The sequence below is a fragment of the Isoptericola variabilis genome (genome assembly GCF_050311655.1).
Classification (GTDB): Bacteria; Actinomycetota; Actinomycetes; order Actinomycetales; family Cellulomonadaceae; genus Isoptericola; species Isoptericola variabilis.
In genome coordinates this window covers 192,760-212,511 of sequence record NZ_JBNOZM010000009.1, presented here as the reverse complement: position 1 = coordinate 212,511, position 19,752 = coordinate 192,760, and the positions used below count along the sequence as shown (strand labels likewise).

Annotated in this window: 28 protein-coding genes; 7 read left to right on the top strand and 21 right to left on the bottom strand. The window is 72.0% G+C overall.

Annotated elements, in window-relative coordinates; genetic code table 11:
- Positions 1 to 6: 6 nt before the first annotated feature.
- The 7 genes from ACQP60_RS18910 to ACQP60_RS18880 form a co-directional block, all read right to left on the bottom strand.
- A complete protein-coding gene (locus tag ACQP60_RS18910; protein ID WP_429735775.1) occupies positions 7 to 1,467 on the bottom strand; it encodes a phage portal protein in 1,461 nt (486 codons plus the stop codon).
- Positions 1,468 to 1,474: 7 nt separating this feature from the next.
- Positions 1,475 to 3,205: a hypothetical protein gene (locus tag ACQP60_RS18905; protein ID WP_429735773.1), complete on the bottom strand. Its 1,731-nt coding sequence runs from the start codon at positions 3,203 to 3,205 to the stop codon at positions 1,475 to 1,477.
- Positions 3,202 to 3,678: a phage terminase small subunit gene (locus ACQP60_RS18900; RefSeq protein WP_429735771.1), complete on the bottom strand. Its 477-nt coding sequence runs from the start codon at positions 3,676 to 3,678 to the stop codon at positions 3,202 to 3,204. Before ACQP60_RS18900 ends, ACQP60_RS18905 begins: the two co-directional genes overlap by 4 nt.
- 734 nt (positions 3,679 to 4,412) lie before the next feature.
- On the bottom strand, positions 4,413 to 4,805 hold the full coding sequence (locus ACQP60_RS18895; RefSeq protein WP_429735769.1) for a DUF6221 family protein: 393 nt from the start codon (positions 4,803 to 4,805) through the stop codon (positions 4,413 to 4,415).
- The gene (locus ACQP60_RS18890) at positions 4,802 to 5,659 is read right to left on the bottom strand and encodes a DUF7341 domain-containing protein (RefSeq protein ID WP_429735767.1); all 858 of its coding nucleotides are present in this window, start codon (positions 5,657 to 5,659) and stop codon (positions 4,802 to 4,804) included. Before ACQP60_RS18890 ends, ACQP60_RS18895 begins: the two co-directional genes overlap by 4 nt.
- Positions 5,656 to 6,678: a hypothetical protein gene (locus ACQP60_RS18885; protein WP_429735765.1), complete on the bottom strand. Its 1,023-nt coding sequence runs from the start codon at positions 6,676 to 6,678 to the stop codon at positions 5,656 to 5,658. The genes ACQP60_RS18890 and ACQP60_RS18885 overlap by 4 nt, the downstream gene beginning before the upstream one ends.
- A gap of 49 nt (positions 6,679 to 6,727) precedes the next feature.
- Entirely contained in the window at positions 6,728 to 7,408 is a 681-nt protein-coding gene (locus ACQP60_RS18880) for a hypothetical protein (RefSeq protein WP_429735761.1), read from the bottom strand.
- A gap of 104 nt (positions 7,409 to 7,512) precedes the next feature.
- Between ACQP60_RS18880 and ACQP60_RS18875 the strand changes: the two genes are divergently transcribed.
- Positions 7,513 to 8,190, top strand: a complete 678-nt coding sequence (locus ACQP60_RS18875) for a hypothetical protein (protein WP_429735758.1) — start codon at positions 7,513 to 7,515, stop codon at positions 8,188 to 8,190.
- A 22-nt stretch (positions 8,191 to 8,212) separates the two neighbouring features.
- Here the strand turns inward: ACQP60_RS18875 and ACQP60_RS18870 are convergent, their stop codons facing one another.
- From ACQP60_RS18870 to ACQP60_RS18810, 13 genes are all read right to left on the bottom strand, one after another.
- Positions 8,213 to 8,587, bottom strand: coding sequence for a VRR-NUC domain-containing protein (locus ACQP60_RS18870; protein WP_429735756.1), 375 nt, complete (start codon positions 8,585 to 8,587; stop codon positions 8,213 to 8,215).
- Complete coding sequence (locus tag ACQP60_RS18865; RefSeq protein WP_429735754.1) at positions 8,584 to 8,709, bottom strand: hypothetical protein; 126 nt, start codon at positions 8,707 to 8,709, stop codon at positions 8,584 to 8,586. The genes ACQP60_RS18870 and ACQP60_RS18865 overlap by 4 nt, the downstream gene beginning before the upstream one ends.
- On the bottom strand, positions 8,706 to 9,062 hold the full coding sequence (locus ACQP60_RS18860) for a DUF4326 domain-containing protein (protein ID WP_429735752.1): 357 nt from the start codon (positions 9,060 to 9,062) through the stop codon (positions 8,706 to 8,708). The genes ACQP60_RS18865 and ACQP60_RS18860 overlap by 4 nt, the downstream gene beginning before the upstream one ends.
- On the bottom strand, positions 9,055 to 9,246 hold the full coding sequence (locus ACQP60_RS18855) for a hypothetical protein (RefSeq protein ID WP_429735750.1): 192 nt from the start codon (positions 9,244 to 9,246) through the stop codon (positions 9,055 to 9,057). The genes ACQP60_RS18860 and ACQP60_RS18855 overlap by 8 nt, the downstream gene beginning before the upstream one ends.
- A complete protein-coding gene (locus ACQP60_RS18850) occupies positions 9,243 to 9,854 on the bottom strand; it encodes a hypothetical protein (protein WP_429735747.1) in 612 nt (203 codons plus the stop codon). Before ACQP60_RS18850 ends, ACQP60_RS18855 begins: the two co-directional genes overlap by 4 nt.
- A gap of 32 nt (positions 9,855 to 9,886) precedes the next feature.
- On the bottom strand, positions 9,887 to 10,036 hold the full coding sequence (locus ACQP60_RS18845; RefSeq protein WP_429735744.1) for a hypothetical protein: 150 nt from the start codon (positions 10,034 to 10,036) through the stop codon (positions 9,887 to 9,889).
- Position 10,037: 1 nt separating this feature from the next.
- Positions 10,038 to 11,447, bottom strand: a complete 1,410-nt coding sequence (locus tag ACQP60_RS18840) for a ParB/RepB/Spo0J family partition protein (RefSeq protein ID WP_429735742.1) — start codon at positions 11,445 to 11,447, stop codon at positions 10,038 to 10,040.
- Positions 11,444 to 11,812 carry a hypothetical protein gene (locus tag ACQP60_RS18835; protein WP_429735740.1) on the bottom strand — a complete coding sequence of 123 codons (369 nt, stop codon included), beginning with the start codon at positions 11,810 to 11,812 and terminating at the stop codon, positions 11,444 to 11,446. Before ACQP60_RS18835 ends, ACQP60_RS18840 begins: the two co-directional genes overlap by 4 nt.
- A gap of 239 nt (positions 11,813 to 12,051) precedes the next feature.
- Positions 12,052 to 12,408 (bottom strand): hypothetical protein, encoded by a 357-nt coding sequence (locus ACQP60_RS18830; RefSeq protein ID WP_429735737.1) that lies wholly within the window; start codon positions 12,406 to 12,408, stop codon positions 12,052 to 12,054.
- On the bottom strand, positions 12,405 to 13,007 hold the full coding sequence (locus ACQP60_RS18825; protein WP_429735735.1) for a hypothetical protein: 603 nt from the start codon (positions 13,005 to 13,007) through the stop codon (positions 12,405 to 12,407). Before ACQP60_RS18825 ends, ACQP60_RS18830 begins: the two co-directional genes overlap by 4 nt.
- The gene (locus ACQP60_RS18820; protein WP_429735733.1) at positions 13,004 to 13,177 is read right to left on the bottom strand and encodes a hypothetical protein; all 174 of its coding nucleotides are present in this window, start codon (positions 13,175 to 13,177) and stop codon (positions 13,004 to 13,006) included. Before ACQP60_RS18820 ends, ACQP60_RS18825 begins: the two co-directional genes overlap by 4 nt.
- Before the next feature lie 111 nt (positions 13,178 to 13,288).
- The gene (locus ACQP60_RS18815) at positions 13,289 to 13,534 is read right to left on the bottom strand and encodes a hypothetical protein (RefSeq protein WP_429735730.1); all 246 of its coding nucleotides are present in this window, start codon (positions 13,532 to 13,534) and stop codon (positions 13,289 to 13,291) included.
- Positions 13,531 to 13,818, bottom strand: coding sequence for a hypothetical protein (locus tag ACQP60_RS18810; RefSeq protein ID WP_429735728.1), 288 nt, complete (start codon positions 13,816 to 13,818; stop codon positions 13,531 to 13,533). Before ACQP60_RS18810 ends, ACQP60_RS18815 begins: the two co-directional genes overlap by 4 nt.
- A gap of 68 nt (positions 13,819 to 13,886) precedes the next feature.
- On the opposite strand from ACQP60_RS18810, the gene ACQP60_RS18805 reads away from it, so the two are divergent.
- From ACQP60_RS18805 to ACQP60_RS18785, 5 genes are all read left to right on the top strand, one after another.
- Entirely contained in the window at positions 13,887 to 14,285 is a 399-nt protein-coding gene (locus ACQP60_RS18805) for a helix-turn-helix domain-containing protein (RefSeq protein ID WP_429735726.1), read from the top strand.
- A 63-nt stretch (positions 14,286 to 14,348) separates the two neighbouring features.
- Positions 14,349 to 14,738, top strand: a complete 390-nt coding sequence (locus tag ACQP60_RS18800) for an ImmA/IrrE family metallo-endopeptidase (protein ID WP_486606391.1) — start codon at positions 14,349 to 14,351, stop codon at positions 14,736 to 14,738.
- Positions 14,738 to 15,922, top strand: coding sequence for a tyrosine-type recombinase/integrase (locus tag ACQP60_RS18795; protein ID WP_429735722.1), 1,185 nt, complete (start codon positions 14,738 to 14,740; stop codon positions 15,920 to 15,922). The genes ACQP60_RS18800 and ACQP60_RS18795 overlap by 1 nt, the downstream gene beginning before the upstream one ends.
- Positions 15,923 to 15,934: 12 nt before the next feature.
- On the top strand, positions 15,935 to 16,669 hold the full coding sequence (locus ACQP60_RS18790) for a hypothetical protein (protein WP_429735720.1): 735 nt from the start codon (positions 15,935 to 15,937) through the stop codon (positions 16,667 to 16,669).
- Between the two features lie 261 nt (positions 16,670 to 16,930).
- Positions 16,931 to 17,689, top strand: coding sequence for a glycerophosphodiester phosphodiesterase (locus ACQP60_RS18785; RefSeq protein WP_429735718.1), 759 nt, complete (start codon positions 16,931 to 16,933; stop codon positions 17,687 to 17,689).
- Between the two features lie 11 nt (positions 17,690 to 17,700).
- Here the strand turns inward: ACQP60_RS18785 and ACQP60_RS18780 are convergent, their stop codons facing one another.
- On the bottom strand, positions 17,701 to 18,276 hold the full coding sequence (locus ACQP60_RS18780) for an antibiotic biosynthesis monooxygenase (protein ID WP_429735716.1): 576 nt from the start codon (positions 18,274 to 18,276) through the stop codon (positions 17,701 to 17,703).
- Between the two features lie 276 nt (positions 18,277 to 18,552).
- Here ACQP60_RS18780 and ACQP60_RS18775 point away from each other — a divergent pair, with 276 nt between their 5' ends.
- A complete protein-coding gene (locus ACQP60_RS18775; protein ID WP_429735714.1) occupies positions 18,553 to 19,752 on the top strand; it encodes a M15 family metallopeptidase in 1,200 nt (399 codons plus the stop codon).

Here is a 19,752-nt window from a genome sequence, read left to right as displayed (position 1 = left end):
CGCGGGTCATGCCCCGGAGGTGAACGCGGCGACGTCGCGGCCCATGCGTTCGAGCGTCGGGTCGGCGTTCTCCTCGGCGATCATCCGCATGACGCGGTCCACCTCCTGCGGGGAGAGGCCGTACTCCTCGGCGATCCAGCGCACGGGGAAGCCGACGGCGCGCATCTTCTGCAGGCCGTCCATCAGCTGTGCCTCGGAGCGGTACTGCGGCTTCTTCCACAGCACCTTGCCGACCGCGATCCGCTCGGCGCGGGCCGTGTCGCCGATCGCGAGAGCGGCGAGACGGTTGACCTCGCGCACCGGGGCGTTCGCGTAGGAGATCCGCTCGCCCGCCTTGGCGACGAGGCCGGCGTCCTGCGCCTCCCAGCCCGTGGCGGGGACGTTCGCGCCGGCCATCATGTAGTACGCCGGGATGCGGGTCTGCGCGGCGATGTGGGCCACGGCCTGTTCGATGACCTTCGAGAAGCCTTCCAGGGTGGCCGGCTTCCACTCGGCGATCGACACCGGCTGGCCCGAGCTGCCCGACAGCCAGGCGATGCGGTCGCGGATCAGGGCGTCGAGCTCCATCGGTCGCTCGCCGATCTTCACACCCTCGTCGTTGAGGATGTCCTCCTTCGGCATCTCGCCGTTGAGGATCACCCGCCCCGGCAGGGACGCGTAGTCGAGCGCGTTGAGCAGGTACGCCCACACGAGGTTGATCGAGTCCTGCATCGGCATGACGAGGCCGATGTCGGAGATCGGGTCGTTGTCCAGCAGGGACTGGTTGCGGAACTCCACGAGCGGGACCGCGCCGAGCGCATGCGGCCGCGGGTCGGTGTCGCGGAAGTTCCAGCCGGTCACGTCCGGTGGGACGTGCCGGTCGCCGCGGTCGACGGCTGCCTTCTCCCGCTCGAGCGAGACGATCGACGTCGGCAGCACCAGCTCCGCGTACTCGTGTGTGTCGTCCTCCCAGACGACCATCCCGGCCTTGCGCTTGCCGGTCGCGCCGTCGTAGGCGACTGCCGTCGAGTCCGGGTTCTCGAACGTGATCCGCGCGCCGTCCGATGTCGCGGAAACCATCGCGTAGGACCGTTTCGCGATTGTCATCATGAGCAGCGCCTCGTTGAGGCCCCGCTCGGCGTCGTTCCGCTCCCACGTGCGCGCCAGCTCCGGATCGGCGCCCCACGCCTCACGGGAGGGCGCGGGCGTCACCTCGTCCGATGGCTCGAGCTCGCGCGAGTCGGGCAGGCGCATGCCGAGGTAGTGGATGCGCTCGACGGGCGCCTGCGCGACGGGCATGCACCAGTTGTCCGAGAAGCCGACGAACCGCTTCGCGAAGTAGTCCCGGAACTCGTCGGAGGCGAACCGCATGCGGCCTTCCTGGCCGCGGAAGTACCGCACCGACTCCTGGACCGCGGGGCGCCGCGCCATGATCTTGTCCGACAGCATCGTGGCGAGCTGCAGTACCTGCTCGGCGGTCATCGCCATGCGCGGCTCACCTCCTGCTGCGTCGAGTGCTCGACGACGTGTAGACGCGGGTCGTGGTTCGTGCGCCGGCGCCGGCGGCGAGGGCGTCCAGGCGGGCCTGCCAGGACAGGCCACCGGCCATGGCGAGGTCGATCTTGTTGAGCGAGTCGTGCCGTTCCTTGGTCATGACCCACAGCGGCTCGCCGTCGTCGTCGTTCATGCGGATCGCGCGCTTCTGCGCGTTCGCGATGTGCGACGTGAGGTCGGCGTTGCCCGTGTTGAGCACCTCGCCGGCGCGGATCGCGCCGGCGTAGGCCCGGCACATCTGCGCCGTGCGGCGCAGGTTGCGCGAGTCGGTGTAGAAGAACAGGACCCGCTTCGGGCCGTGCTTCCCGGCCCACGTGGCCATCTGCTCGTCCCAGCCGGACGCCGGATCGCCGTACATCCGCACGACGTGCCAGTCCTTGAACGCCTGGTCGAGGACGGGCGTGACCTCCGCGACGCGGATCTGCTCCTCGCCGTCCTCGTTCGGCTCCGGTACCCAGTACCCGACGACGTCCTGCAGCCCGGTCTCGAGGTCGGTCACGATGAGGCCCGTCGTGTCCTTCCAGCGGGAGCCGTCGAAGCCGAGCGTGACCGCGCGGCCCCGGGCGATCTTCGCCGTCGGGTCCGCGAGGTCGTCACGCCACCGCTTCGCGTCGAATGCCTGCGCGCTGGTCTGCGTCCACCGGTTCAGCCACGTGCGCTCGAGGTACTGTTGGTCGGCCTTCGGGCGGTCCCACTGCTTCGCGATGCCGCGTAGGTCCGACCAGGCGGCCACCGCCGGCCCGGACGCCTCTCGGACGGCCTCGACGCGGTCGGCGAGCACGGTCAGGTCGTAGGGCTCGCCCGTGACCGGGTTGTGCGTCCCGGCCTCGCGGTGGAAGTAGAAGAGCTCCGGCTCCTCCACCTCGCCCTTCGCGATCAGCTCGGCCTCGTCCTTGTCCTGCTCGGCGACCGAGCCCTTGCCCGGCTGCCCCGCCGTCGTCGTGCCGAGCGACCACGGGTCGTCCAGTGGACGCTTCGGGAGGTTCGCCTCCATCGTCTCGTAGGCCGACTTCGCGGTCGGGCCGTCGAGGCGGTGGGTCTCGTCGTAGTACTGGAACGTCGTGCGCGCGCCGTCACGGGCGTTCGGCGAGCCCGCCAGGGGCACCGCCTTGCCGTCCGCGCCGCGAGCGCCGAGGCGGATGATCCGCTCGAGCGAGGAGTCGAACAGGTCGGCGTCCGGGCCCTCCGTGCAGACGGTGAAGAGCACGCCGAACGCGAGCTCGTGCACCTGCTCCTGCGTGTACGCCAGCATCGGGATGTACGGGTCGCGCACGGGCCGCCCGACGGGGTTGCCGTCGGCGTCCCAGCCGTCGAACCGGACGGGGCCCTCGGGGTGCAGCTCGGCGTAGGACAGCCAGCCGCCGAACTCCGTCTTCGCCGTGCCCTTGCGCCACGAGATCCGCACCCGCTTGAACCGTCGCCGGCCCGCGAGCGGGTGCTTGCGGCGCACGTGCAGCCCGGGCCCGGCGCCCGCGAACGCCTTCGTCACGATCCGTGGGTAGACCTCGTATGCCTTCCAGATCGCGGCGCGCTTCTCGTCGTCCAGCCGTGCCGGCTCGCCCTTGAGGGATCCGGGCCCGAAGACGGCTCGCTCCTCGATCAGGTCGCAGATCGGGCCGCCGAGGGACGGCCACGGCTCCTCGTCGAACGGCGGGACGATGAACGTCGTCACACGGCGCTCAGGACGACGCGCGGGTCACCCGCGGGCTTGCCCTGAGCCTCGCCGCGGTCCGCGGCCTTCGTGTTGCGCCGGCGAGCGCCCTTGTCCTGGGCCTCGTCGGTGCGCTCGATCTCCCACTGCAGGCGCCGGCGGTCGATCGGCGACAGACCGAACCGCTGGTCCTGCAGGCGGATCTCCGTCGCGGCCATCTTCCGGTCGAACAGCGACGTCGCGTTCCAGAAGTCGTTGCGGAGCATCGCGAGCTCGAACAGCCCGTGGCGGTCCGCGTCGTCGTACTCGGGCGCCATCGGCGAGGCCCACAGGTCCCGCCACCACTCGAGCACCATGTCGTGCCAGCCGTTCGGGTTCGCCGGCAGCTCCGGGGCGATGATCGACGCGTCGGCCTTGAGCGTGGCCCGCGTCGTGGTCTTGTTGCGCCGCGCCCGCGTGCTCGCGGGCTTGGGCGCGGGTCCCATCCCAGCCATGTTCCGTCGTCCTTCCCGGCCTTCCGCCAGGTCAGCGGCACCGCCCCCTCGCGGGGCGGGATCGAGCGTTTCCCCAGGTCAGACAACATTCACCAGACCCGTACAGAGCAAAATCCCCCTCACCGGCGGTGTGGGGGTCGGGGCCCGGGAGGGGGGTCCCCCCACCGTCCGGCGTCCGTTACGCCCGGCCGGCGCGACGTCGCTGCGCGTCGTACTCAGCGCGCGTTCCAGCCGGCGGGCTTCGTGCGTGCGGTCTTCCGGTTGTGGCAGTCGGCGCAGACGCCGCGGCCCCGGGCAGGGTCGTCGGGGTTGAGGCCCATCGCCACGAGGTCCACGCGCTCGTGCGGGTGATGGTCAGCAACGGTCGAGCGCCTTCCGCACCAGCCAACGTGCTGACCGCACTCGCCTGAGCAGACGCAGCGCGGGTTCTTCGCGAGCACGAGACGTCGGAACCGTTGGTGTCCGCGCGTCGAGTACGGGTTGCCGTCGGGCCGACGGTCACGGTCAGCCTGAGCCCTGCACCCGTCGCACATCGACTGTCCCGGCGGCGCGAGCTCGGGGCAGCGCGTGCATGGCGACCAGCCGCGAGGCACATGACCACCACCGATCCACCCCGGGTATGACGAAGGCCCGGCACCTGGTGAGGTGTCGGGCCTGATCGTGGGTATGACGAACCCACTGCCGTCAGAGTAGCGCATCACCCGCCGAGCGCAAGACCATCGGCCACGGCGTGGTCACGGCCGCCACGCCTCGTCGTAGTCCGGGTGGCCGGCGTAGGGCAGGGCGAGCGGCGCGAGCAGGTGGAGCGCGACACGGTCATGGCGCAGGCTGTCGGTCTCCCGCACGCCGTCGACGAACTCGGCGTGCTGCTCCACGCGGTTGATGAGCTGCCGCTTCGCCTCGACCTCGGCCAGAATTCGGTGAGGGGACACGCCAACCAGCCACGTGTTGGTGTCGTGGAACGCAATCCTGCGCGCCGCGGCCCGCCGCACGACCTCCGCGTCCGAGATCTCGTGCTCGGCGAGGAACTCGGCACGCGAGACGGGGTCAGGTCGCTTGGTCAGCGTCTCGCGGGCGGCGGCCTCGTCCTCATTGAGGCGCGCGGTCAGGAACTCGGTCAGCGTCATGCCGTCACCGTACCGACGACATCGGGGGTGGTGCGGCCGACGAGCGCGGCAGGGGTGTGAGCGCGGTACACATCGGGGTCGGTGAAGTCGCCAGGGTCGTGCTCCTGCCCGCACGTCGTGCAGGGCCGGCGCTCGATCAAGTGCTCGACGACGGCGGCGGCCGCGTGCTCGGCGAGCAGCTGCACGTGGGCGCCGAGCTGGTCGATGGTGAGTCCGTCCCACGCGGCGCCGCACTCGAGACAGTAAGCCGTCGTCGGGTAGAGGCGGACCTGGATCTTGCCGAGCACGCCGCACTCGCTGCACGGCACGTGCGGCTTCCACGGCGGGTCTGCCCACGTCGTGACGGTGCGGGCCAGGACCCACCAGCGCATCACGTCGGCGTCGAGGTTGTGCAGGGTCGAGTCGGGCAGCGTGGGCGCGTGCTCGGCGAGCCGGCGCAGCCGATCGGCCGGGCCGGCCGGGACGGTCTGGCCGAACAGGGCGCGGCACCACGTGAGCGTGCCGAACTGGATGTCCTGGTGCGCGGCCCAGCCCTCGATGCTCGTCGGCGGCCGCGACGCGGGGCCCGACGACGACAGGCCGGCGGTGGCCACGGGCGCCGGGTGCAGCAGCTGGTCGAGCAGCGGGGCGTGCTCGATCGTGGTCGTGCGGACGACGACGCGCGGCAGGCCCGCCGGTCCCTCCTGGCCACGAGGCGTGTCGTGCCACGTCTGGCGCTCGGCGTCGGTCTGCAGCGACGGGCCGACGACCTGGTCGACGGGCTCGGCCCATGGCTCGACGAGGGCGGCCACGCGCTCGGTGATCCGGTCGCACGTGACCTGCTGTGCGGTGCGCTCGATCCGGTGCTTGCTCATGCGGTGGTACCTCCTGGGTTCGAGCGGGAACGTCCACCACCACGCTTGCCACGACGGCGGCGAGGGCGCGGAGGCTGGGCGGGGGGCTTGGGGTTGCTGGCGTCGGGCGGGTCAGGTCGTGCTCGCGGTCCCCTGTAGTTGGTGTGGTGAGTACCCGAACCGTCCCGACCCGACCCGGTCGAATCCGTTCTGTCGACCTTGGGGGTTGAGTTCTGAGGCGACTTCGGGGCGGGACGCGCTGCCGGTGGCGCTGCTGCTCGCACGGCCGTGGGGCGTGCGGTGGCGGCTGCTGCCGGCGCTGCGGGTCGCACACCTTCGGGTGCGGGGTCCGCTGCTGCCTGGGGCGCTGCGTCGTCGCTCGTGACGTTCTCGGAGATCTCGGGGTGGCCGTTGTCGTTCAGGTACTTCGTGGTCGCCTTGCCGTAGCGCGGCGACGTCGGGGCGGGGCGCAGGGTGTGGTTGTCGTCCCAGAGGTCGACGTTGCCGCCGCGGGCGCTGTTGCAGCCGAGGCAGGCGACGACCATCGTGTCGACGGTGCCGGCGGTGCCCGGCTGCAGGTGGTCCAGTGAGCCGGTGCGGTTGCTCTTTCGGCCGCGCCACTGGACCAGGACGCCGCACCACCGGCAGTTGTCGCCGTCGCGTAGGAGCACGGGCGCCTTGAGCGAGGGGTTGCGGGTGTCGTCGCGCTGCTGGCGCTCCCACGTGACCTCGGCGCGCAGGCGCAGGTGGATAAACTCCGGGTCCTGCACCAGGCGCCACGAGCGGCCCGCGAGCACGGGCTCGAGGAGCCCGACGGCGATGCACTGGTCGATCAGGAGCCGCCAGCGAGCGCCGCCGATCATCTGGACCGTGCCGACGTCGATCACGTAGTCGGTGGTGTGCGCGGCGGACTGGATTGCGCACCGGCTGACGAAGCCGAACACCTCGTTCACGGTGTGGTCCTCGGCCGTGATGAGGCCGGCGGTCGCCATGACAGGCGGGTAGGTGGCGGCGCTGTCGCCGGTGCGCATCCAGGGCAAGGGGTGGGGCTCCTTCCGGGAGTCGGGACGTGTCGGTGGGCGGTTGCGGTCAGGGTGTGGGCGTGGCGCCCATGACGCAGTCGTAGATCGCGCGGGCCCAGCGGGCGTCGCCCATCGCGGTGTGCCGCTCGTCGGTCGGCGGCTCGATGCCGAGCGCGCGGGAGATCTCGTCGGAGTCCCACGGCGGGCCGAAGTCGGCTCGGACGAGCTCGGGGCCGCCGGCGGGGAGTGACATCAGGTGGCCCGCGTTGGACTTGATCGTGGCGCCGGCCGTCTCGTCGAGGCCGACGTCGACTCCAAGCACGATCCGGGCCGGCGCCGCCGCGAGCGCCCCGATGGCGAGGTTCTCGACGTTGATGAGGTGGTAGTGCCAGGGCGGGGTGAGGTCGTGCTCGTCGAGGAGGCGGGCGAGGCGTTCGGTGTCGAAGTTAGGGACGGCGCCGACGACGTGGACGGGTCCGTGCACGGGGTGCGGCTCGAGGAAGGCATGGATCGCGGCGGCCGCGGTGCGGCGGGTCCAGGCGCGGTCGTGCGCGGGGAACCGGCGGAGGTGGTCGGTCAGGAACGACTCGGGCAGGCGGGCGCACTTGTTCGTGTCGTGCTGGATGAACATGTGCAGCTCGTAGTCGTCGCCGCGGGGGTTGCGGCGGATGGCCGCGAACTCCCAGATGTCGTCGTCGAGGGCGAGGCCAGTCGTCTCGGTGTCGAGGAAGACGAGGGGTGCGGTCACGGGTGGTCCCTTCGAGGCTCGGGCGGGTGGGTCAGTCGGAGCAGCGGCACTCCCCCGTGTGGGGGTTGATCGGGCCACCGCACGAGGTGCAGAGCTCAGGAGGCATGGGTCACCTCCTTGGCCTGGAGACTTCGCCCGCCACTGCGCCGCCCGCGCCCGTAAGGTCAACCGGCATGGAGTGGTGGCAAGGGTTCTGGGGATGGGCGATTACGGCGGGGCTGGCGGCGATCGCGGCTATCGGCGTCGTGACGCAGGAGGTAAGGCATTGGCGTGCTCGACCGTGGGGACGGTTCGAGATTCGATCTCTGGGCACGATCGACGCCGACGGCGAGCCGAGGTGGAAGGTCTTCACCTTCGCCAACACGGGGACGATCAACATCGGTGTCCTCTTGTTCGCGATCTTCGGCGTGAAACAGGAGTACCCGCCGCCAGGAGACGAGTACGTGATCCCGCGGACCGTCAAGATCAGCGAGTCGCGCAAGTTCGCCGTGCAGCATGGGCCTACGGACCGCGCATGGATCCTGCTGACAGCAGAGCACCCGCGAAAGCGTGGAGCGACGATCCTCACGTGGCATCCCCTCGACGACGAAGGCCCACTCAATGACGAGTACCTTCGCCAGCTCGAGAACGAGCACCGCTTCACGCAGCGCGTGCTCCGCCGCGTGCGAAATGAGCGACGTCCCGTTGGGCCGGGCGGCGTGACGCGACGCGTAATCTCGTCGAAGACTCGACAGCCGAGCGGCGATACGTTCGTCGTGGAGCTCCCCAAACACCTCTCGTAGGTCGCGCGACGTCCAGCGGCGGTCATGTTCGATCACCGGGCCCCTGCACGCGGGTGAGGACCGTCAGGATCGTTCCGTCGAGGAGGTCGGCAGGCCGCCACACGTGGGCCTCGACGCCTGCGCCGCGGAACTCGGCGAGCCACTGCGTCTGCGCCGTCGAGAGGCGACCGCGGACGGTCTTGAGCTCCGCCACCAGGAGGCGGCCACGGCGGGCCGACACGAGCACGAGGTCCGGGAAGCCAGGCTGCGAGCGCCGCGAGTCGAAGGTGTGGTAGGTGACGTACCCGAGCTCGCGCGCGAGGCCCTCGACGCGGGCCTGCAGGGCGCTCTCCTTCATCTCGCCGGCGACCTGGGCGCGGTACTCGGTGCGGGACACGAGCCGCAGCGGGCCCGTCACCGGCGGCCATCCCGGCGCCGGCGCTTGCTCACACGGTCGACGGCGTACACGACGGCGGCCAGGATCACGAAGCACACGACGGTGCCGACCAGGTCCTCGAGGGTGAATCCGAAGAGGGTCACGAAGCCTCCCCGTTCGCGATCTCGAGGAGCACGTCGGCGTGGCACGGCTGGTCGAGCGGGCACCAGCATGCGAGGTCTTTGCCGGCGAGCTCGGCTCGGATCTCGGCGGCCGACGGCGCGAGCCCGAGGTGCACGAGGTCACGGAACCGTCGGGCTGCGCTGGCCCGCGCACTAGCGAGGTCGGTGTGCTGGCCGATGAACCCGACGCCGTCACGTTCGAGGTCGAACGGGCCAGACGCATGCACGGGCACGACCCGCACGGGGTTGCCCCAGCGCGAGGGGCGGGCCACGACGACGGCGCCCTCGGGCTTGCACCACCCCTTCTTGTGGCGCAACTGGATGCGCTCAGCCACGGTCGGTCTCTTCTCGCTCGGCGAGGACCGCGTCGACCTTCTCGGGCGCCAGCACCGGGATCTCGTCCTCGGTCGACACGTGGGGCAGGACAGCCGCGAGCGCGATACGGAGGGAGGCACGGCCGACGTACACGTCGACGGGCGGCCGCGCAATTGCCGGCGCGGTGGTCTCGGTCGTGGTCACGCGTCCTCCTGTGCGTTCTTGGAGCGGTACCCGCGGGACCGGAGCACGATGCCGGCACGGCGGAGGTCTACGGCGACGGTTTGGTGGGAGCAGCCGAGCCGGTCAGCGATGTCGCGGAGCGTGGGCTGCTCGGGGCTGGTGTAGAGCTCGACGGCGCGGCGGGCCCGGGCGTCGTCGCGAGGCGTTCCGCGCTGACGAGTCTTCACGCCCGCCTTGGCGAGCGCGGCGGCGACGACCTTGCGGCTGCAGCCGAGGCGTTGGCCGATCTGCGCCATGGTGGGCTCGTCGGGGCTGGTGTAGAGCGCGACGATCTGCTGCGTTCGGTCGGTGTCGATGCGACGTGCTGCACGCTGGCGAGGGCGGACGTTCGACGTCCGAGCCCGGCCGCTGGCGGGGCGCGGAGTCGGGAACGCCGCCGCCTCGTATTCGGTGCTGACCAGGGCGCCCGCGAGCGCCCGGGGGGCCGACATCGATCTCCGCTGGCCCGATGGCTCGGCGAACGGGTTCGTCGCCGCGCGGCGGGCCCTCTCGGCCTCGCGGCGCTCCCGAACGGCGTCCAGGTCGACGTCCGGCCGGCCCGTGGGGAGCGCCAGCGGGGCGAGGCCCACGACGCCGCCGGCGGCGGTGCTGCCGGCGGCCCTCACGCCGCACCGCCGGCGGCGAGGCGGTGACGGTGGGCCCAGCCCCCGGCCGCGTCGTCCCAGTCGGGGGCGGCCGGGACGATGGGCTGCTCGCCGATCAGGGGGCGGCGCGCGGGGCGGTGGGTGCGGGCCAGAGTCGCAGGGGCCACGTCACGCCGCCTTCTCGGCGCTGTCGAGCCAGGTCTGCTCGATCTCGGACAGGCCGTACCCGCCGGCGGCAAGGAAGCGCAGGTGCTCGGCACCACGCGACGGACCGGCCGGCCAGGTGCTGCTCGGCGGGCGGCGCCAGAACGCGGCGTCGCCCTTGGCGATGACGTCGCGCTCGCCGATCGCGAGGGCGAGCGCGAGCAGGTACCGCTTGCCGTCGGCGGGCGATCGGCGGATGTGCTCGACCCGGGACGCCTGGGTCTGGCCGAGGAGGTCGTCGAGCGCCTGGCCGACGCCGAAGTCGTCCGGCCGGCCGATCGCGATCATGAGGGCGGCGTGCTGCATGGCCGCATCGTTCGGCTTGGAGGACGCGGTCAGGAGGTGCTCGCGGATCCACTGTCGGCGCACGGTCTCGGCGGCCTCGGCCGCCTTGCCGTTCGCGATGACCAGGCGGCGGTGGGCGGTCGCGTCCTCGGGCTCGGCGCCCGACGTCGCGCCCGCGGTGTTGCGGGCCGACCGCTTGAAGTGGCCGTGCTCGCGCCAGTCCGTGCAGAACGTCGTCTCGTCGAGCCGGTCGACGCCGAAGGCCCGGACGTACACCGCGTGGCCGGGGCACGACATCTGGTGCTCGGTCGCGGCGATCCTCGGTGCCGTGCCGTGGGCGTTCGGCTTGTCGGTGAGCTCGCGCAGGTGCTCGGCCTTCGCCCCGCGAGCGTAGGTCTCGGGGTACGTGTCCAGGACAGTCACGCCCTGGGCGCGCAGCTCACGCACCCGGTTCTCGACTGCCTCGCGCTCGGCCCGCTCCCGGCGCGCGTGCTCGAGCTCGTGGTCGATCGCGGCGGGCCGCGACCGGGCGACCTGGGTCAGCCGCTCGATCGTCTCGGTGTCGCCGGCAGCGGCGTCCGCGACCTTCGCCGCGACGACCAGGTCGACGCCCTCGGCCAGAACGGCGCCGCGGGTCTCCTCGTCGGCCTCCGCGAGCGCACGGGCGGCGGCGACCTCCTCCTTGGGCAGCTGCGTGCGCTTTGCGATCGCCGCGTTCGAGAGACCGAAGAGGACCAGCTGCTGCACGGCGGCGACGTGGTCGGCCTTGCTGATGCTGGCGCGGTGGCCGTTGGCGCCGAGCTGCTCGACGATGCGGTCGGCCTCGTCGGCGATGTCGTCGACGACGAAGACGGGCACCTGCACGCCGGCCTCGATCGCGGCGAGGGTGCGGCGCTGGCCGTCGATGACGACGAGCTGGTCCATCGGGTCGCGGCGGACCTCGACGGGCTGGCGGACGCCGCGGGCCGCGACGTCGCGCTTGAACGCGGTGTCAAGGACGACCGTGCGGCGGACGTTCTCGCCCAGCACTAGCGTCGTCGGGTCGACCAGGGTCGGGCGCGCCACCTCGGGCGCGTGGACGGCGTTCACGCGGCGACCTCGCGGACGACGCTGACGCGCTCCGCCACGTAGGGCCCGAACGTCTCGATGCGCTGCACCCGCCCGTCGACGACGGCGACGACGTCGAGCTTGCCCTCGCCACGCCACCGGAAGTCGACGACCTGACGGACCCTCACGGGCTCGTCGGCCGGGCGACCGGCCAGGAACACGAGGATGTCGAACGGCGGGCGCTCGCTCAGCGGGCGCTGCGTGGGCTCGCTCGGCTCGTCGCGGCGCATCGGGAGATCACGGACGGGCACGGCAGCGACGGCGGCCGCGTGGTCGTTCACGACGTCGTCGCGCGGGTTGACGGGGCGCGCGTCGAGCGGGGTCGGGACGGAGTGCAGGTCGGTCACGGTTGGCTCCTGGGGTCAGGTGGAAGCGGGTCAGTCGTCGTGGGCCGCGAGCGCCGTGGTGTCGGCGCGGGGGTGGGGCAGGCGGGCGAGGGCGGCGATGGTCTGCCGGCGGGCCTCCTCGCGGGCGTCCTCGTGTCGCCGGCACATGGGGCATGCGGGCCGTCCAGAGCGGAGTTTCCGGGCGGTCGGCACGCCGTGCTCGCAGAGCGGCTGGTCGACGTCGGCGAGGGACACGGCTCTTACCCGCCGGCGCGGTACGGGGTGTGGGTGCGGCGGTAGATGAGGACGCCGGCGCCGTGGGCGCTGCGGCCGGTGGAGGGCTCGCGCCGCTGCTGGCGGAAGCCGGGACCCGTGACGTACACGGGCTCGATCAGCTTCTCGGCGACGGCGATACGGAACAGGCCCGCGCGGGCCACGGTCGGGACGCGTGCGTCGTCCAGCTGGCGGCGCACGAGGTTCACGGAGAACTCCGTGCCCGCCCGCACGGCGGCGATCGCGCGCAACGTCGCGTCGACCTGCTCGGTGGTGCATGTCTGCACCGAGCGGGCACGGCCGCGAGCGCCCACCTCAGCCGGGGTCAGGGTCGGCGCGCTCATCGGGCACCACCGTGCTGGTGCGACCCTGCGACGGTCTCGCATCGCTGGCACGGCACGGCGGCGCCGTCGCTCGCCACCTCGCGCTCGTGGTGCATGTCGATGCCGCACAACGCGAACCGCTCGCCGAGGCGCGCCGCGTAGTTCGGCCAGCATGTGGTGCACAGGCGGTGCACCAACTCACCAGCGTCGGCCGATGCAGTCGGGGCGAGGGCGTCTACCTGGGCGGGGGTCTCGGTCGGCGTGCTCATCTGGCTCCTCCGGTACTGGGTGCGGACGAGGCGGCAGACGAGAGCGCCGCCGAAGACGACGAGGAGGGGGGACGCGATGAGGTGCCCGCCGGAGTGCTGGGGCGATACCCAGGCGACGACGACCGCGAGGTAGACGGCCGCGAGCGCCAGGGCGAGGACCATCGCGACACCGAGGGGGTGCCGGGCGGCGCGCCCCGCGGTGCTGGTGTTCACGCGGGGCGCGCCGGCCGTCCTCTCCTCGCCCTGCGAGGTGAGGTCACGTGGCACGCGCTGCTCGAGCGCAAGCTGCACAAGTGGGTTCGTCGCGGCGTGCTGCTCGAGCAGGTCGTCGACGTCGTGCGCGGAAGTCACCGGTCACCCTCCGTCATCTGCGTGGCCGCGAGGATCGCGGCGCCGCGGAGGTTCGCTTGCTGGCCGGCCTGCGAGGAGGCGGGGCGGGCGGACGAGACGTACTCGGAGTTCCGCTCGATGCCGGGGACGGTGTCGATCACGTGCGGGGCGGCGGTGTCGGCGGTGGTCATCTGTAGGCTCCTCGGTGAGTGCGGAGCCCCCGCTATTGCCCTGGTCGGCGCGGGGGCTTCGTGTTGTCTGCTACCGAGGCCGTCAGGAAAACCTGACGACCTCTAGTCCAGTCAGGTTTTCCTGACAGCGGCCACGCTCTTGAGCTCGACGACGTCGGCTACCTGGTGCTCGCACGGCCGCCCGGACACCCACGCCTCGGCGCACGCCTCCTCGACGGTCCAGCGACCGCCCTTCACCCGCTGCGAGCCGTGAAGCTCGCCGCCGGCGAGGGCGTTGCGAACAGTGACCGGGTGGCAGCGAAACTCCCCTGCCACCTCGGCTGGCGTCAGTCGACGGGTTGCGGTCGCGTGCATCACGCCGCCCCCTTCCGGTTGGCGTCGCGGGACATGACTTCCTCCGCGCGACGGATCAGCTCGAACGGGTGAATTCCGAGGACGCCGGCGACTGCGTGCAGCTGTGAGTACGTGAAGGGCACGTGGCCGCTCGTGCGGGCGGTGAGCGTTGCGCGACGGATGCCGAGGCGGTCGGCAATGGCGGAAATACTCGCGTCCGACTGGCGGGCGATCTCGGCACGAACCTCGGCCGCGAGCGCCTCGTCGCGAGTCTTGGACCGAAATGGGTTCGCGTTCATGTCGGCCATCGTGGACCCATTTGGGTCCGCTGTCAAACGGGACTGGCGCACTGAACCCAAATAGGTACAGTGGCTCCATGGCCAGAGCCCCGAAGCCCATGCACCCCATCGACCACGCCGTCTCGCAGCTTCTCGCAGACGCCGTCGAGCGGGCCGGCATCTCGCGGCGGGAGCTCGCCGAGGAGGCCGGGATGTCGACCAACCGGATAGGCATCATCCTGCGCGAGGAGCGGCCCGCGAGCGTCGGCGAGGCCGAGGTCCTCGCTCAGGCTCTCGGCGTCGACGCGTTCGACTTGTTCGCTGAAGCGGAACGGCGCGCGACGAAGAGCCAGCACGCCGGCCTCATCCAGGTGCGGCCCAACGTCATCGAGGGCCGCTTCGCGCGACTCGGCAGCAGCGAACCGTTTGCCGCCGATGCGGCGGCACTACACAGCGAGGTATCGATCCTCGACGAGCAGGAGCAGCAGGGGGACTGAGATTTGCGGGAGCTGCTGGCCATCGCGCACCAGCGCGGTGTCTTCGTGGAGTGGAGTCGGAACATGGGTGAGCACCTGCGGGGCGTCTACGAGCACGACGCCCGCACGATCACCTTGAACTCGCTCATGAGCATGGTGCAGCAGCGTTACACCCTTGCCCATGAGCTCGGCCACGCCTGGCACGAGCACATGTTCACCGGCGACCCCCACGCTGACATCGAGGCCGAGCGGCTCGCCGACGAGCACGCTGCGGGCCTGCTCATCACCCCGACCGAGTACGCCGAGGCGGAGCAGCTGCGGGGCCCGCACCCCGGCGCGATCGGCGACGAACTCGGCGTGCACGCCAACGTGGTCGCTACCTTCCAGCGCGTCCTGCGACGGACCGCGCCATCCGCGTACATGCACCCCTGGGGGCACGCCCCCTGGGCAGCCCTCAACGACAGGAGCGCCTGATGGCCTGGGCGGTGAAGACGACGGCCGGAAGATACGTCGGCAAGTACCGCGGGCCGGACGGCAAGGTCCGGACCGCCGAGGGCGGACCGTTCACCCACAAGCGCGCAGCAACCAACGCCGCCGCGGCCGCCGAGGAAGCCTCACGACACCTCGGGTGGCGCGACCCGGCGGCCGCCGGCCGCACCTGGCGCGAGTGGTGCGAGGAGTGGTGGCCGACACGCACGGTCGCGGCGTCGACGCTCAAGTCCGACGAGGGCCGGCGCGACCAGCACCTCATGCCACGCTGGGCCGACGTCCGCCTCATCGACATCACCCGGCAGGACATCAAGGCGTGGGCCGCCGAGCTACGCAGCTACGAGACCGACGCCGGCGCGACGCGGCACCGGTCCGCCGAGACCGTGAAGCGCATCGTGAACGTGCTCTCGATCAGCCTCAAGGCCGCCGTCGACGCCGAGATCCTGCCTGCGAACCCCGCCGCCCGCCTCGCGCTCCCGAGCGGCGGCGCCGTCAAGGACCGCTACCTCACCCATGCCGAGCTCGACGCAATCTGCCAGCAGCTCGACGGCGAGCACCTAGCCATGACCCTGCTCCTCGCAGGCACCGGCCTGCGATGGGGTGAGGCCGCCGGGCTCCACCGCGCACGGATCGACACCAAGCGTGGAGTGCTCGACGTCGTCGAGACGTGGTCCGTCCGCGGCGCGCACATGAAGCCGTACCCGAAGGGCCGCCGCCGGCGGCAGGTGCCGATCCCCAGCTGGGTCGACCTCTCCGCGCTCGAGCAGCCCGCCGTGAGCGCCGAGTGCGGCTACGAGCACATCGAGGGGCACTGCCCCGGCCCTTTGCTGCTCACGACGGAGAACGGCACCATCGTCGAGCACGCGCGCTTCTCGAAGGCGTTCGCGGCCGCGGTGCGCGCCGCCGACGTCGGGAGGGTGCGCGTTCATGACCTGAGGCACACCTACGCGTCGTGGCTCATCCAGGGCGGCCGCCCCCTCGCCGAGGTCGGCAAGCTGCTCGGGCACGTCTCGCCGATCACGACGCAGCGATACGCACACCTCGCCGACCTCGACGCCCGCGACGTTCTATCCGCGCTCGGGCCGGGGCCCGCGAGCGCCACGAAGGCCCCACGCGCCGTCGACGAGCTGGCAGCACGACGCGCCCGCCGGCTAGACGCGCACGCCTAGGGAGTCTCAGCAATGGACGTCGAACTCTTGGCCGTGGGATCAAGCGCCTTGGTCGGAATCGCCGGCATCGCCGCAACATTCACGCTCGCGCGCGGTCAACGGAAGGCAGATGCGGAACGGCTGCGTAACGAGGCACGGAGCCGATACCGCTTCGACGCGCACGAGCGACGCGCGACGCTCTACAGCGAGTACCTCGCGACACTCGAATCCGTGGTTACGGAGCTTCGGATCCAGAACGGACTCGACGTCTCCTTCCGAGCAAACTGGCCTGTCGGGCTCGCCGAGAAAGTGCGGCGAGACGCCGAGCAGGAAGGAGACTCGCCGCTCGGGGGTCAACTGCGTGCGTTCGCCAGTGCCCTGGACGCCGACCCGTCGCTCGCGGTCAGGATGGCGGGGGAACGGCCAGATCTAGGTCCGCGATTCGAGGTCGACGTGGTAGCCACGATTCGTCAGCTCGCGGCCGCTGAGGCAAAGATCTCGGTGTTCGCGACGAAGGAGATGTCCCGCGCCGCCGCGGATGCTCGCGCCGTTGCGACGGCTGCGCTCATGAGGTTCGCCGCTAACCAGCTAGCGGAGACCCTGGAGGATCTCGACACCCCGCTCAAGAGCCTTTCCTCCGCCATCGAGAAGGTCCGGCTCGCTGCCCTCTACGAACTGAGGCTCCTGCCGTTCGGAGAAGCTTCGAGCCTGGAGGAGCTGATCGAAGCGGCAGAGGCTGGTGCTCCGCCAAGCCACGGCACCCCGTGAGCGGGAGCGGGCCGGGCGCAGCGCCTAGGCCAACCGCCGTGATTGCCCTGGGCGCGGACGACGTCCCGTGTAGCATCCGTGTAGCAGACCGGCGCTACACGAGGCTTCACGAGGTTTCACGGCCCAGACTGCTGAAGGGCCCAGAAGTGCCGCCTGACCTGCGAGAACGCTTAGCGTGACTGCATGAGGCTGCACCGGAATTCACCCCGCGTCAGGGACTTTTAATCCGCGGGTTCAGGGTTCGAGCCCCTGGGGGCCCACGTGGACATTCCCCGCCCCGTCGTCGTCGCCCACCGTGGCGCGTCCGCCGACGCCCCGCAGAACACGCTGGCGGCCTTCGACGCCGCCGGCGGGGCGGGCGCCGCCATGATCGAGCTCGACGTCCACCTCAGCGCCGACGGTGTCCCGATGGTGATCCACGACGGCACGGTGGACGCCACGACCGACGGCTCCGGGGAGGTGCGCGGCCTCACCCGGGACGAGCTGCAGGCGCTCGACGCCGGCGCGTGGTTCGGCCCGGAGTTCGCCGGGCAGCGCATCCCCACGCTGGCGGAGGTGCTGGCGCTGGTCGCGCGCCACCCCGGCCTCGGGATCCTCTGCGAGTACAAGGGCCGTTGGACCGCCGAGGACGTCGCCGTGACGATGCGCGTGCTGGACGACCCAGCGCTCGACGGGCGCCTCGTGGTGCAGGGCTTCGACCCCGCGACGGTCGCGGCCCTGCGCGACGTCGCGCCGCAGGTGCCGCGGTCGCTGCTGGTGGAGCACCCGCGCGACGACCTCTTCCCGCTGCTCGCCGAGCTCGACGCCGCCGCGGTCAGCCCGGCCGTGGCGCTGGTCGCCGCCGACCCGGGGCTCGTCCCGGCCGCGCACGCCGCGGGGCTGAAGGTCTTCGGCTGGACCGCGAACGACGAGCTCGCGTGGCGCACGCTCGTCGACGCGGGCGTGGACGGCATCATCACCGATCGCCCGGCCGAGCTGCGCGGGTGGCTCGGGCCGGCGACGGCCCCCGCCCGGGGCTGACCGCGCGGCTCTCAGCGTCGCGGCGCGTGCAGCCAGCCCGAGAGACGGCCCGTCACCCAGGGCAGCACCCAGAACGACATGATCGGCGTCAGCACCAGCGTCGAGACGAGCACGCGCAGCACGACGGGGAGCTCCTCGAACGGCGGTACCAGCCACCCCACCAGGAGGGTGAAGGCGAGGTTCACGGGGAAGAAGCCGAGCCAGATCGCCACCGACTGCTTCCAGCGCGGCGGCGCGGCCAGGAGCGGGGGCCCGGCGGGCTCGTCCTGCCGCACGGGCGGGTCGAACCAGCCCTCGATGCCGGTGCGCTTCTCCACGCGACGCTCCTCGACGAGCCCCTCCCCGGCGGCGAGCCAGCGCCGGCGCTCGGGAGACTCCTCCCAGGCCTCGAGGCGGGCGGCGTCGGCGAAGCGGTAGAGCATGATCCAGTCGGAGGCGCCCTCGGAGGCCCGGATCCAGCCCGAGCCGAGGAAGCCGTCCCAACGGTTCGCGAGGCGGACGCCGGACTGCACCCAGGCGGTGACCTCGGGGACACGGTCGGGGCTGACGGCGCGGTGGACCGCGACGGTCACGGGTGCGGAAGTCATCCGAGCATCCTGGGGCGCGGGCGGCCCGCGGGGCCCGGGGACGCGGGCGTGCGGGACTGCGCGTCCCACCATCCGAGCGCCCGCCGGGCACGGCCCGAGGTTTCACCGGGTTGTCCCGTCCTTCACATCTCGTCCTCGCGGCCCGCACCGGATTCGTGTCGTCTGGTCCCCTCGTTGGCCCGGAGCACTTGTCGAAACGGTTGAAGATGGAACGAGCTTTCCGACCGGTGCGAGCTCCCGACAGGTTCGAGCTCCCGACCCCCGAGGACCTTCTTCATGACCGAGCACACGACCGAGCGCGCCTCTGCGCCCCTGCCCCGGCGCCGCGACGTCCACCACCCGGCCCGACCCACGACTCCGCGTCCCGGACGGCGCGCCGTGCGCACGGGCGTCCCCGTCGCGTTCACCGTGATGGCGCTGACGACCGGCGTGGTGCTCACGGGCAACGCCACCGCCTCCGGCGAGACGCGGACCGCAGCGTCGACCGACCCGGCGTCCTCCTCGGTCGGCACCATCGACACCGGCACGTTCGGCACCGCCTCGGCCACCGCGATCGTGCGGCCCGTGCTGTCGGGTGCCACGGGCGCGACGGCGGGCGCGGTCGGCTCGGGCACCGTGAACGCGGGCGCTGCCGGCGCGGCGAAGGCCGACGCCGGGCAGGCCGCGTCGAAGGGCGTCGCGCAGAGCGCCGCCCCGTCCGGCGACGAGGCGCTCGTCGCCGCCCAGGAGGCCCTCGCCCGTGCGGACCAGGTGACGACCGAGTCGCTCGGGGTCCCGGCGAAGCAGCGCAAGGCGGTCGCGAAGAGCGCCGACCGGCTGCGCGACGTCGTGTCGGACCGGTCCGGCGGGGAGGCGGCGTCGCGCGCCGGCGAGCGCACCGCGCTCGACGTCCGCGGCGAGGGCGCGGCCGACGTCGCCGACGCGACCGAGGACCTCACCACCCTGATCGAGAAGACGGACACGAGCGCGATCAGCATCACGCCGGCGCCCGCGACGCCGGCCGAGATCCTCGAGTCGCAGGCCGCTGCCGCCCGCAAGGCGGCCGGCTCGCTCAAGAAGTTCGCGGACGACACCGAGGGGTACGAGAACGGGCGCCTCGCGGCCGCCGACCTCGAGGGCCTGTCCTTCGCGCCGGGCGAGTCTCTGCGCCGCGACGCGGCCGAGCAGCTCGAGCGCCTCGACGCCGCCTACCGGGCGCGCTTCGGCACGCACCTGCAGATCCGCGACTCCTACCGCTCCTACGAGTCGCAGGTGTCGGTCAAGGCGAGCCGCGGCTACCTCGCCGCCGTGCCCGGCTACTCGGACCACGGCTGGGGCATCGCCGTCGACATCAACGGCGGCGTCGAGGAGCGCTCGAGCGCCCAGCACCAGTGGCTGGTCGAGAACGCCGCGACGTTCGGGTGGGTGAACCCCGAGTGGGCCCAGGCCGACGGCCGCAAGCCGGAGGCGTGGCACTGGGAGTACCGCCCGTCCTGA